The organism is Gracilibacillus salitolerans (assembly GCF_009650095.1).
Taxonomy (GTDB): Bacteria; Bacillota; Bacilli; order Bacillales; family Amphibacillaceae; genus Gracilibacillus; species Gracilibacillus salitolerans.
The window spans coordinates 4,714,965-4,727,641 of sequence record NZ_CP045915.1 but is presented as its reverse complement, the minus strand read 5'-3'; the positions used below and the strand labels follow the sequence as shown (position 1 = coordinate 4,727,641).

Sequence of the window (12,677 nt, the reverse complement as noted above, 5' to 3'; positions counted from 1 at the left end):
TCAGCGATGGATCGAGTTAAATGAAGCAATCAAAAGGACGTGAGGAGCGCGAAAAGGGAACCTCGCTGTCCGATAGAAGCAATTATTTCTCCATATCCAAGCATGTTCTATGGTAAAATGATCTTAAACAAGAGGAGGGGTACAGAATGAAACTTGTTCATTATCAGTTGAAACATCCTTATGCACAAAGTCGGATCGGAGTAATGAGAGAAAATAAGATTATCGATTTACATGCCGCACAACAAGAGTTACTCGAGCAACATAAAATAGCGACAGATAGTAGTATCATCCCGGCAGATCCACATACATTTTATCAACAGGCAAACGTACATATCAAACAGGCAGAAGTTCTCTTGGAACAAATAAAGCAACATTCTACATTGCACGTTTTTGTACGCGATGAAGTTGTGCTGCAAACACCAAGCCCTACCCCATCAAAAATCATTTGTATCGGAACAAATTATGCAGATCATGTAAAGGAAATGGGGAGTGAATTACCGGAATATCCAGTATTGTTTTCTAAATTTAATAATGCCCTTATCGGACCTGAAGATGAGATTCATAAATCAGAAGCTACGGATAAACTAGATTATGAAGTAGAACTAGCTGTTGTAATTGGAGAAAAAGCGTCGAAAGTAGCAAAAGAAAAGGCATTAGAATATGTAGCAGGCTATACAATTGGTAACGACATTTCAGCTCGTGACTTACAAAAGCGTACACCGCAATGGCTACAAGGTAAATCGTTAGATCATACTACGCCAATCGGACCTTGGCTGGTAACCACTTCTGAATTGACAGACCCAAGCAAACTGTCGATCAAATCCTATGTTAATGGAGAATTACGTCAATCTTCTAATACAGAACAATTAATATTTGATATCCCGTATTTAATTAGTTTTATTTCCAATCTAATAACCTTAGATCCAGGAGATATCATTTTAACTGGAACACCAGATGGAGTAGGTTTGGCGATGAATCCACCTAAACTGCTTCAATCAGGTGATATCGTTAAGCTGGAGATTGACAAAATCGGCACATTAGAAAATAAAGTAATAGCGAAATAGCGACAAATTTCACCCGTAGATGAACAATCTGTGGGTAGTCTTAAGTGCGCCAGGCATGGCTTATAAATTAGTAGTTAGCTGGTGAAATGGAGTTTACTCTGTGAACTAGCAGGAGAGGGACTTACCTAGTCGATTCCGCATTTTTAATTGTTTTTGCTTCCAAGCATACACGTACGGACAAATTAAGTTTGACGCTCAGATACTCTAGATGGTATTATTGTTAGAGAGACAATAGGTGTTGATTATTTGTACAGATAAGTTGAAAGACCTTTTACAAAAAGGATAAACTGGTGTGAAGAAGGCTAGTTCTTCATCATACGAAATACAATGAAAGCGCTAATACAGTTGCTGTAACAGGTTTATCTCTCTATTTACATAAATATTTTTTTGATATTGGAGGAAAATGATATGAATGATGTGAAAAATGCTATTCAAAACGGTAAGACAGTGCTTGGTATTGAACTCGGGTCAACCCGAATTAAAGCCGTTCTCGTCGGAGAAGATAATGTAGCGATTGCATCTGGAAGTCATGACTGGGAAAACAGTTATGTAGACAATATTTGGACTTATAGTATTGATGAAGTTTGGAAAGGGCTTCAAGACAGCTATCAGAAAATGGCGGCTGAAGTACAACAAAAGCATGGCGTCACACTGAAAAAAATAGGTGCTATCGGCTTTAGCGCCATGATGCACGGTTATATGGTGTTTGATAAAGACGAACAGCTTCTCGTCCCTTTCCGTACTTGGAGAAACAATATTACAGAACAGGCTTCAACAGAACTAACCAAACACTTTAATTATAATATTCCGCAGAGATGGAGTATTGCGCATTTGTATCAATCTATTCTAAATGAAGAAGACCATATTCATAATATACAATTTCAAACAACACTTGCCGGTTATGTTCATTGGAAACTGACAGGGAAGAAGGTTCTAGGAGTTGGGGAAGCATCTGGTGTATTTCCAATTGATCTCGATACAAAAAGTTATAATAAAAAAATGATCGATCAGTTCGACGAATTGATTGCACCACAAAACCTATCATGGAAGTTGGAAGATATCTTACCAGAGGTTTTAGTAGCGGGTGAAAACGCAGGAACTCTTACAGAAGAAGGCGTGAAATTATTAGATGTTACAGGTGAATTGGAGGCTGGTATTCCGCTTTGTCCACCAGAAGGTGATGCAGGAACAGGAATGGTTGCAACAAACAGTGTAGCAAAGCGTACAGGTAACGTTTCTGCCGGTACTTCTGCATTTGCAATGGTTGTAATGGAAAAAGATTTATCAAAAGTACATCCAGAAATTGACCTAGTGACAACACCTTCAGGTAATCTTGTGGCAATGGCGCACTCTAATAATTGTACATCAGACTTAAATGCATGGGTTGGATTATTTGAAGAATTTACCCAAGCTATCGGTTTCGAAGTAGATAAGAATAAGTTGTTTGAAACATTGTTTGAAAAGGCGCTACAAGGAGATGCTGATGGAGGAGGATTGCTATCGTACGGCTACCTTTCCGGTGAACATATGACTCATTTTGAAGAAGGCCGCCCATTATTTACGCGTTCTTCTGAAAGTAATTTCAACCTTGCTAATTTCATGCGGACCCACTTATATACTTCCTTTGGGGCAATGAAAATCGGGATGGATATTCTAACCAAAGAAGAGGGAGTCAAGCTGGATGAAGTTTTAGGCCACGGTGGAATTTTTAAGACAGAAGGTGTCGCTCAAAGCATTTTAGCAGCTGCCTTTAATGTTCCGGTTTCCGTTATGGAAACGGCAGGAGAAGGTGGAGCATGGGGGATTGCACTGCTCGGATCTTATATGATTAATAAAGAAGAAAATGAATCATTGGAAGATTATTTAAATGGGAAAGTATTTGCAGGGCAAGCCGTTAAGACCGTGTCACCAGATTCAAATGAGGTAGAAGGTTTCGAACAGTTTATGGAACGTTATAAGAATGGACTCGCGATTGAAAGAGCAGCGGTAGATAATCTTAGGTAAAAGATTTAAGGTAGGGGACGGTAATCCCCTATCTTTTTTAAATTTTTCGGTGAATATTATATTGAAAAAGGGACTGATGTTATGCAATGTTTATGCTATAAATCAACATCACATCTTAAAGTAGAAGCAGATTTTGGAGCAGATCCGATTTGGTGTCATCAATGTAGCTATAATTTAGATATTTCATCCATCCCCCTCTCCAATAGTCTTAAGCAGGAGCTGAATGATTGGGTATTGGATTTTGGGAAATGGTATGACTGGAAGCATGAGCAGGTCATAAAATCGAAAAGTCACTGGGTGGATAAGCACAATCAATTAGGTGAAATATTAACCGAAAAAGTGAAACAAGAACTATCCCCTAGTTTTACTGTAACCTTTGTGCCTTATAAACACTAATCATCCTCTGAGCTATCTTTTAGGTGATACTCTGCATAGAAAATGGATATTTATACAGATGTATGAATAATCTTTAGATGAGAGGTTTATGCATATTAGTTAACATGGATCTGTGTAACTTATTTATTAGGAAAAGCCATGTTGTTTTAATTAAAAAGAAATAACTTTCTGAATTTTTTTATAAACATTATTGCATGAAAATACAAAAAGGAGTATAATTATAAATTAATCATACACGGAACTTAGGGGGAAATGTTGTGGATGTAGCGATTATAGGTGGAACGGGTTATGGAGCGGTGGAATTATTACGATTTTTGCATAACCACCCACATGCTCAGGTGAAAAAGGTTATATCACATTCAAATAGTGGAACGGAATTAGCGGAAGTCTACCCACATGTGGTTGATATTATCGATATCGAAATGGCTGAGTTAGATGTTGATCAGCTTGCAGAAGAGGTAGAACTAGTCTTTTTTGCTACACCGTCTAATGTTAGTAAAAATGTCATTCCAGCACTAGTCGATAAAGGATTGCGATGTATTGATTTATCAGGGGACTTCCGTTTACGAGATGGAGAAAAATACCTGGAGTATTATGGAGAGGAAATCGCACCTCAGAAATATATGGATAAAGCAGTTTACGGATTACCTGAGATTAATAAAGAAGAAATCAAACAAGCTAGTATTCTAGCAAATCCAGGTTGTTATCCAACTGCAACCACTTTGGGATTAATTCCAGCCCTAGAAGAAGATTTGGTTGATAACTCATCGGTTATCATTGATGCAAAAACAGGTGTATCTGGAGCTGGGAGAAGTTTAGCATTGAATTTTCATTTTTCAGAAATGAATGAAAACTTTAAAGCATACAAAATTGGAGTGCATAAGCATATACCTGAAATAGAACAAACATTAACGGAACGAGCGATGGAAGATATTCAAGTCATCTTTACCCCGCATGTTGTTCCGATGACAAGAGGAATCATGAGCACGATATATGTTGACATGAAAGACAACTATTCTACGAAACAACTGATTGATACCTATCATACGTACTATCAAGATCATCCTTTTGTACGTGTACGTAAAGAAGGGATATTCCCTTCAACGAAAGAGGTATATGGTAGTAACTATTGTGATATTGGATTATATGCAGATGAAAGGACAGGAAAACTTATCATTGTTTCTGTCATTGACAATTTAGTAAAAGGTGCATCTGGTCAAGCAATTCAAAATATGAATATTATGTACGGCTGGGAAGAGAAAACAGGATTAGATCAGTTACCTATTTATCCTTAAGGAGTGAAAAGCAGACATGGGAGATCAGCAAGAACATTTTAAAATAATCAAAGATGGAAATATTGCCTCTGCGAAAGGCTTTCAAGCAGGAGGTTTACATTGTGGACTACGCAAAAAGAAAATAGATTTAGGCTGGGTATATTCTGAAGTGCCAGCACAGGCTGCTGGGGTATATACGATGAATGTCTTTCAGGCTGCCCCACTTAAAGTAACAAAGGAAAGTATTGCAGAGGAAAACCAATTACAAGCAATTATTGTCAATTCAGCCATTGCAAATGCTTGTACAGGCGAACAAGGACTACAAGATGCTTATGACATGCGTAAACAATTTGCCGAAACAGTAGGTGTAAAAGAACATCTAGCGGCAGTGGCATCAACTGGAGTTATTGGTGAATTGTTACCAATGGATAAACTGCAAAAGGGAATTAGTCAAATCCCTGAAAATAACCATGTTGGCGCTGATAAATTTGAAACAGCCATTCTAACAACAGATACAAAAGAAAAAGGAATCGCGATCGAATTAAAAATAGATGGTCAATCGGTCACGGTCGGCGGGGCGGCGAAAGGCTCTGGTATGATCCATCCGAATATGGCGACAATGCTTGGTTTTGTCACAACAGATGCCAACATAGCTTCTGCTGATTTATCTGATTCGTTAAAAGCGATTACGAATGAATCGTTCAATATGATTACAGTTGATGGAGATACAAGTACGAATGATATGGTTTTAGTTTTAGCCAATGGAAAGGCAGAAAATGAAGCATTAACACCGGAACATAAAGAATGGCAGAAATTTTACCAAGCATTAAAATTTGTGTGTGAATACTTAGCGAAAGAGATTGCACGTGATGGAGAAGGCGCTACCCGATTAGTGGAAGTACAAGTAGACGGTGCATTTACAGATGAATCAGCTACAGCAATTGCTAAATCAATTATTTCGTCTAATCTCGTAAAAACAGCGATTCATGGTGCAGATGCTAACTGGGGACGTATTATTACGGCAATTGGCTATAGCGGTGAATCTTTAGATCCCGATAAAGTGAGCATTTATTTAGGGGATATTTTAGTAGTAGAAAACGGTGTGCCACATCTATTTGATGAGGAAGCGGCAAAACAATACTTATTGGAAGATGAAATCAAAATACTTGCGAAGTTAGGCGATGCCAACGGGAAGGCGACTGCATGGGGCTGTGACCTATCCTATGAATATGTCAGAATAAACGCTTCTTATCGTACGTAAGGAGGAATTAAAGTGAATTATGTAGTGATTAAATGTGGTGGTAGTGTGTTTGAACAGCTGCCCTCTTCTTTTTATCAAGATATTGTGACCATTCAAAAACAAGGAGAATGGCAGCCAATCATTGTCCATGGTGGTGGGCCACTAATTTCTCAATTACTAGAGCAAACAGGAGTGAAAACTACCTTTGTTAAAGGGTTACGTGTGACCACCAATGAAGTATTAGATGTGGTCGAAATGGCCCTTAGTGGTTCAATGAATAAAGGAATTGTCCGTAAAATAGCAGAAGCAAATGGCGAGGCAATTGGTCTAAGTGGGATAGATGGCAAATTATTAGAAGCAAAACGGATGAAGGATGATACAACTCTCGGTTTTGTTGGAGAAGTGATACAAGTCAATAAAAATTTGCTAGAAAGCTTTGTGGATCAAGGTCTCATCCCTGTAGTTTCACCTATCGGGATGGATAAAACAGGACAACGCTATAATATAAATGCAGATATGGCAGCATCAGCTGTTGCTCAAGCATTAGAAGCAAAGTTATGTTTTATTAGTGATATTCCAGGAATTTATCATGAAGTAGATGGAGAGAAACAAGTATTCCATCAACTGAATGAAGCGAAAATTGAAGCATTAATCCAAGAAGAAATCATATTTGGTGGGATGATTCCCAAAGTTAAATCTGCTTTATCGGCTTTGCACAAAAATGTGCGCGAAGTATCGATTGTCGATGGTACAGCTGCCCACGGTTTAGTAGAGTTTATGCAAGGGAAACAAGTCGGAACGAGAATTGCATTAGAACAGGAGGTGCCACATGTATAAACAGACCGTAAGCCCTGTAATGCATACATACGGACGTTTCCCGATTACCTTAGTCGAAGGGAAAGGAAGTTATGTATGGGATGATCAAGGGACAAAATATTTAGATTTTTCTTCTGGTATTGCGACATGTAATTTAGGACATGTGCCAGATGTGGTGGAGCATGCTGTACAAGAACAACTGTCAAAACTATGGCATTGTTCCAATCTTTATCATATCCCCTCCCAGGAAAAATTGGCACAAGCATTAACGGAAAATAGTTGTGGTGATCAGGTATTTTTCTGTAATAGTGGGGCAGAAGCGAATGAGGCAGCAATAAAAATTGCCAAAAAGTATGGTCATGATATACTGCAGCAGGATAATCCGTTAATCATCACTTTTAACAATTCGTTTCATGGCCGGACGATGGCTACATTATCTGCTACAGGTCAAAAGAAAATCCAAGATGGGTTTACTCCTTTAACACCAGGTTTTGCATATTTGCCTTTTAATGAGGATGAATCACTTGATGCGTTAGTTAAACAGAAACCAGCTGCTGTATTAGTAGAACTCGTCCAAGGTGAAGGAGGGGTCATACCGGCTGATCCTGTGTGGGTGAGTAAACTGTCTGCGATTTGTAAAGAACATGATATATTACTCATGATTGATGAAATTCAGACAGGTATGGGACGAACAGGAAAGCTTTTTGCCTATCAGCATTATGGTATTGAACCAGATGTGATTAGTGTGGCAAAAGGTCTGGGATCTGGTTTGCCGATTGGTGCGATAATTGCTAAAGAGCATGTCGCACGTGTGTTTACCCCCGGTACACACGGAAGTACATTTGGTGGTAATCCGATCGTAACAACAGCAGGTCTTGCAACGGTTAACCATCTAACACAAACAGATATATTAGATGAAGCAAATCAAATAGCGGACTATTTATGGAATGAATTGCAACATTTAGCAGAAGATAAGAAGGACGTGAAGTCTGTCAGAGGTAAAGGCTTGTTAATAGGCCTTGAAGTGGATGGAAAAGCGATTGATTATGTCAATAAAGCAAGAGAGGAACATCACTTATTAATTGTGGTTGCGGGACCACATATCGTTCGTTTACTGCCACCATTAACGGCAAATCAGGAAGAAGCGGAGAAGTTTATTGCGATTATGAATAAAATATTTTCATAAGTACTCTTGACCAGCATTTGTAACGTGGTAAAGTAGTAAAGAACGACTAAAGTAAAGAGGGATCAAGATGAAAAGTTATATAGCAGAAAAATTAGCAACATTTAAGAAAACAAATAAAAACCGAGCACGTTTATTAATTAATTGTGCCGATCAACCCGGTATTGTGGCGGCGGTGTCTCAGTTTTTATACGAGCACAATGCCAATATCATCGAATCCAATCAATACTCTACTGACCCGCATGGTGGCGAGTTTTTTATTCGCATTGAATTTGAAATGGATCATTTAAAAGCTAATGTTGATAAACTAGAGGCAGATTTTCAACAGGTTAAAGAAGCGTTTAACATGGAAGCAACATTTAAATATGTGGACCAAGTTAAGAAAGTGGCCATCTTTGTTTCTAAAGAACCTCATTGCTTGTTGGAATTGTTATGGGAGTGGCAAAGCGGTGACTTAATGGCAGATATCAGTCTTGTGATTAGTAATCACGAAACATCACGAGAATTTGTCGAACCTTTGGGTATTCCATATTATTATATTCCTGCCAATAAAGATATCCGTAAACAGGTCGAGGAAAAGCAAATTCAATTATTAAAAGAATATCAGATTGATGTGATTGTCTTAGCGCGTTATATGCAAATTCTGACACCAAATTTTGTAGAGACATTCAAAAATAAAATTATTAATATTCATCATTCCTTTTTGCCAGCGTTTATTGGTGCAAAGCCTTATGAACGTGCGTATCACAGAGGGGTAAAATTGATTGGTGCAACGTCACATTACGTTACGAATGACCTTGATGAAGGTCCCATTATCGAACAGGATATAAGTCGAGTTGATCATCGTGATAATGTTGAAGCAATGAAAAAAATCGGCCAATCCGTAGAACGTAGTGTATTAGCAAGAGCGATTAAGTGGCACCTCGAAGATCGTATTATCGTATATGGAAATAAAACAATAGTATTTTAAACGTACAAAGCATTCTTATCCTGTAAAGCGGTAAGGGTGCTTTTTATATTGAGATGAGTTGAAAAGCCCTCGAAGTTGATAGTAAATCACAAAAGTTGATAGAAACCACCCCGAAGTTAATAAAAATCCTCAAAAAATGGGCTATTTCTCCTGTGCCCTTGCCTCGGATTTTTCATATCCTATGGTGAGGTGGTTAGTAATGAGGTTTTTTGATGTGTGGATTCGGAATGGTTTATTATATGTGAAGCCACGTTTAGATAGTGTGCGGTTTAAGGTATATGAAAATGATGTATTGCTGGTTAGTGGTATAGATGATGATGGTGTATTGATTCAATTACATGATCGGAAACCCAATACGATGATAACGATAGAATACTTGTTTAATAATAAATTAGGAAGAGAACAATATCCATTAAAAACCTATTATGCAACGAGGGCCCGTAATTTTCAACATGGTGATATTTTAGTGGCTAGTGATAACGTGAAATCTGAATTAACTGGTTACATGGGGCATTCCTCGCTTGTAATTAATGAGAACGAATTAATTGAATCTCCGGGTCTTGAGCCTGCCATTATTCGTACTCCAATCCAACAGTTTCTTGATAAGCATCCAGTACATGCTCAATTTCGCACGGTACAATCAGAGTTAGGGAAAAAAGCAGCTCAATATGCAGTGGATTATTATCAAGAATACAAGAGTAATTTAGAAAAAGGTATTCATAAGCCAACCTTTTCCTTTGACCTTTCCCAGGAATTAGATGAACCTTGGGATAAAATTTATTGCTCGAAATTAGTGTGGATTTGTTATCACTTTGGAGCAAATTATACGTTTGAGAATGACCATTTATGGTTCTCACCGGAGGATTTATATCATCAATTGTTGGAAAATGAAGATTTTGAGGTAGTCTATCAGCATCAAAATGTGAAATTTTTGATTGATACCTAATCAATCGTAAAATTAGTTGACTTGCATCTGTCATCGAACTAACATATTAAACATGAAAGAATATGTTAGTTCGATGGAAAGCATTAAAACGTTACGGAAATATTTGCGGATGGAAGGAGACAGTCCGGACTTTTTTATTTGGTACAAGCAGTATATTATGCAGGAGGAAGAAAAGCATATTTATTTAGAAAACACGCACCGTAACCCACTTTCTGATGATGAGTTGGCAAAACAGCTTCAAGGTCGGTTTCCATATGAGATAGAAAAGAGAGATATGGTATTCCTTACAAGATAAATCAATGTCTAATGTTTGCATTATTTTAAGTACTTTGTGTAAAATTTTATAAAATTAGTATTTATATATTGAATGTACGTACGAATTGTATTATGATAAAAGTAATTACTTTTACACATACGTACAAGGATGAAATATCAAGAAAAGGGTGGATGTAGCATGCTTGAAGAACTAAAACAGCAAGTATTGGAAGCAAACCTTGATCTACCCAAGTATGGTTTAGTAACATTTACTTGGGGCAATGTAAGCGGTTTCGACAAAGAGTCGGGTTTGATAGTGATTAAGCCTAGTGGTGTACCATATGAGGAGTTAAAGGTTGAAGATCTAGTTGTATTAGATTTGGAAGGTAATATTGTCGAAGGTGATTTGAAACCATCTTCAGATACACCGACACATCGTTTGTTATATCAAAAGTTCCCAGAAATTGGTGGTATTGTTCATACCCACTCTCCATGGGCGACAAGCTGGGCTCAGGCGGGTAAAGGAATCCCGGCACTCGGTACAACACAAGCGGATTATTTTTATGGTACTATCCCGTGCACTCGTCGTATGACACAAGAAGAAGTAACGGGTGATTATGAATGGGAAACGGGTTATGTGATCGTTGAAACATTCCAGGATATCGATCCGTTACAAGTTCCAAGTGTGTTGGTACACAGTCATGCACCATTCAATTGGGGGAAAGACCCTCATGAAGCACTTCATAATGCAGTAGTTATGGAAGAAGTTGCGAAGATGGCATTGCATACGTATCAAATTAACCCGAATGCAGAAGACATGGACCAATTTTTGTTAGATAAACACTATTTAAGAAAACATGGAGCCAATGCTTATTATGGTCAAGATAAAAAGTAATTTAGACAAAGAGTTTTAAAAAAGGTTATGCAGGTGATTTCAGTTGCGTAAATAAATAAACAGACTCTTTGGATATATTGACATTTATAACAACTATTTAAAAAATAAGAGGAGGAAATTATATGTTAGAAGTACGTCCTTATACATTTTGGTTTGTAACAGGTAGTCAACATTTATACGGAGAAGAAACATTGCAAGAAGTAGCTAATAACTCAAAAGAAATAGTAGCAGGATTAAATAAAGAAGGTAACTTGCCTTTTGAAGTAGAATTTAAAGAGGTGCTGACGACTTCGCCAGATATTCACAACTTAATGCTAAAGGCAAACGCAGACGAAAATTGTGCTGGTGTGATCACTTGGATGCATACATTCTCTCCAGCAAAAATGTGGATCGCTGGTCTAAAGGCGCTGCAAAAACCTTTGTTACACTTGCATACACAGTTTAACCGTGACATTCCGTGGGAAAGCATTGACATGGACTTCATGAACTTAAACCAAGCGGCACACGGTGATCGAGAATACGGTTTTATCGGTACCAGAATGGATGTGTCTCGAAAAGTAGTGGTAGGCCACTGGCAAAACAAAGAAGTTACATCAAAAGTTTCAGACTGGATGAAAACTGCTTCAGCTGTTGCAGAAGGAAATAATATCCGTGTGGCTCGTTTTGGTGACAATATGCGAAATGTTGCCGTAACTGATGGTGATAAAGTCGAAGCGCAAATTAAATTTGGCTGGACGGTTGACTATTACGGTATTGGAGATCTAGTTGAGGAAATGGACAAAGTGAAAGAGGAAGAACTAGATGCTCTATATAAAGAATATGAGGAATTATATGAATTGCCTGCAGAAGCTAGTGAACCAGGTCCAATCCGTGACTCTATTTTATATCAAGGGAAAATCGAGTTAGGTTTGAAATCATTTTTGAAAAAAGGTAATTATACAGCATTTACAACAAACTTCGAAGACTTACATGGTATGAAACAGTTACCAGGCCTTGCAGCACAACGTTTGATGGCGGAAGGTTATGGCTTTGCTGGTGAAGGGGACTGGAGAACAGCTGCATTACTTCGCTTTATGAAAATTATAGCTGGTAATGAAGGTACATCATTCATGGAGGATTATACGTATCACCTCGAACAAGGGAATGAAATGGTTTTAGGTTCTCATATGCTGGAAATTTGTCCAACAGTTTCAGCGACAAAACCTAAAATCGTGGTTAACCCATTAGGTATCGGTGGAAAAGAAGATCCAGCCCGTCTGGTATTTGATGGACGTGGTGGTGATGCTGTTAATGCATCCCTAGTCGAAATGGGAGGTCGTTACCGTCTGGTAATTAACGAGGTAAAAGCGGAACAACCTAAAATTGATACACCAAATTTACCAGTTGCAAAAGTGTTATGGAAGCCAGAACCATCACTAAGTGAAGCGACAGAAGCATGGATTTATGCGGGTGGAGCACACCATACGGTATTCTCTTTTGATGTGACAACTGAACAATTATACGATTTTGCGGATATGGCAAAAATCGAATGTGTAGTTATTGATAAAGACACGAACCTTCGCCAATTTCGTAATGAATTGAAATGGAACGAAGCAATTTATCGTTAAGAAAATATAGAACAGCTTGAGAATGTA

General features: G+C 38.0%; 11 protein-coding genes and 1 pseudogene. All 12 read left to right on the top strand.

Annotation, left to right across the window (positions count from 1 at the left end; translation table 11 throughout):
• Positions 1-146 precede the first annotated feature (146 nt).
• The 12 genes and pseudogenes from GI584_RS22130 (at position 147) to araA (ending at position 12,650) form a co-directional block, all read left to right on the top strand.
• The gene (locus GI584_RS22130) at positions 147-1,064 is read left to right on the top strand and encodes a fumarylacetoacetate hydrolase family protein (protein WP_153792647.1); all 918 of its coding nucleotides are present in this window, start codon (positions 147-149) and stop codon (positions 1,062-1,064) included.
• 408 nt (positions 1,065-1,472) lie between these two features.
• Entirely contained in the window at positions 1,473-3,068 is a 1,596-nt protein-coding gene (locus tag GI584_RS22125) for a xylulokinase (RefSeq protein WP_153792646.1), read from the top strand.
• An 81-nt stretch (positions 3,069-3,149) separates the two neighbouring features.
• Positions 3,150-3,464, top strand: coding sequence for a hypothetical protein (locus GI584_RS22120; protein ID WP_153792645.1), 315 nt, complete (start codon positions 3,150-3,152; stop codon positions 3,462-3,464).
• Positions 3,465-3,721: 257 nt separating this feature from the next.
• Positions 3,722-4,759, top strand: coding sequence for an N-acetyl-gamma-glutamyl-phosphate reductase (gene argC, locus GI584_RS22115; protein WP_100358731.1), 1,038 nt, complete (start codon positions 3,722-3,724; stop codon positions 4,757-4,759).
• A 16-nt stretch (positions 4,760-4,775) separates the two neighbouring features.
• The gene (gene argJ / locus GI584_RS22110) at positions 4,776-5,999 is read left to right on the top strand and encodes a bifunctional ornithine acetyltransferase/N-acetylglutamate synthase (RefSeq protein WP_153792644.1); all 1,224 of its coding nucleotides are present in this window, start codon (positions 4,776-4,778) and stop codon (positions 5,997-5,999) included.
• 12 nt (positions 6,000-6,011) lie between these two features.
• Positions 6,012-6,815, top strand: a complete 804-nt coding sequence (gene argB, locus GI584_RS22105) for an acetylglutamate kinase (RefSeq protein WP_100358733.1) — start codon at positions 6,012-6,014, stop codon at positions 6,813-6,815.
• Positions 6,808-7,980, top strand: coding sequence for an aspartate aminotransferase family protein (locus GI584_RS22100; protein WP_153792643.1), 1,173 nt, complete (start codon positions 6,808-6,810; stop codon positions 7,978-7,980). The genes argB and GI584_RS22100 overlap by 8 nt, the downstream gene beginning before the upstream one ends.
• Positions 7,981-8,047: 67 nt before the next feature.
• Complete coding sequence (gene purU / locus GI584_RS22095) at positions 8,048-8,947, top strand: formyltetrahydrofolate deformylase (protein WP_153792642.1); 900 nt, start codon at positions 8,048-8,050, stop codon at positions 8,945-8,947.
• Positions 8,948-9,146: 199 nt separating this feature from the next.
• Complete coding sequence (locus GI584_RS22090; RefSeq protein ID WP_153792641.1) at positions 9,147-9,893, top strand: C40 family peptidase; 747 nt, start codon at positions 9,147-9,149, stop codon at positions 9,891-9,893.
• 88 nt (positions 9,894-9,981) lie between these two features.
• Positions 9,982-10,188, top strand: a pseudogene (locus tag GI584_RS22085) (hypothetical protein); the annotation flags it as partial.
• Between the two features lie 159 nt (positions 10,189-10,347).
• The gene (araD, locus tag GI584_RS22080) at positions 10,348-11,043 is read left to right on the top strand and encodes an L-ribulose-5-phosphate 4-epimerase (RefSeq protein WP_153792640.1); all 696 of its coding nucleotides are present in this window, start codon (positions 10,348-10,350) and stop codon (positions 11,041-11,043) included.
• 122 nt (positions 11,044-11,165) lie between these two features.
• On the top strand, positions 11,166-12,650 hold the full coding sequence (gene araA, locus GI584_RS22075) for an L-arabinose isomerase (protein ID WP_153792639.1): 1,485 nt from the start codon (positions 11,166-11,168) through the stop codon (positions 12,648-12,650).
• Positions 12,651-12,677: the final 27 nt, after the last annotated feature.

What these genes read in the sequence shown, in the direction of transcription:
- araD (WP_153792640.1), top strand. Translation starts at nt 10,348, where the DNA reads ATGCTTGAAGAACTAAAACAGCAAGTATTGGAAGCAAACCTTGATCTA.
- purU (WP_153792642.1), top strand. Translation starts at nt 8,048, where the DNA reads ATGAAAAGTTATATAGCAGAAAAATTAGCAACATTTAAGAAAACAAAT.
- GI584_RS22125 (WP_153792646.1), top strand. Translation starts at nt 1,473, where the DNA reads ATGAATGATGTGAAAAATGCTATTCAAAACGGTAAGACAGTGCTTGGT.
- GI584_RS22100 (WP_153792643.1), top strand. Translation starts at nt 6,808, where the DNA reads ATGTATAAACAGACCGTAAGCCCTGTAATGCATACATACGGACGTTTC.
- araA (WP_153792639.1), top strand. Translation starts at nt 11,166, where the DNA reads ATGTTAGAAGTACGTCCTTATACATTTTGGTTTGTAACAGGTAGTCAA.
- GI584_RS22130 (WP_153792647.1), top strand. Translation starts at nt 147, where the DNA reads ATGAAACTTGTTCATTATCAGTTGAAACATCCTTATGCACAAAGTCGG.
- GI584_RS22090 (WP_153792641.1), top strand. Translation starts at nt 9,147, where the DNA reads ATGAGGTTTTTTGATGTGTGGATTCGGAATGGTTTATTATATGTGAAG.
- GI584_RS22120 (WP_153792645.1), top strand. Translation starts at nt 3,150, where the DNA reads ATGCAATGTTTATGCTATAAATCAACATCACATCTTAAAGTAGAAGCA.
- argJ (WP_153792644.1), top strand. Translation starts at nt 4,776, where the DNA reads ATGGGAGATCAGCAAGAACATTTTAAAATAATCAAAGATGGAAATATT.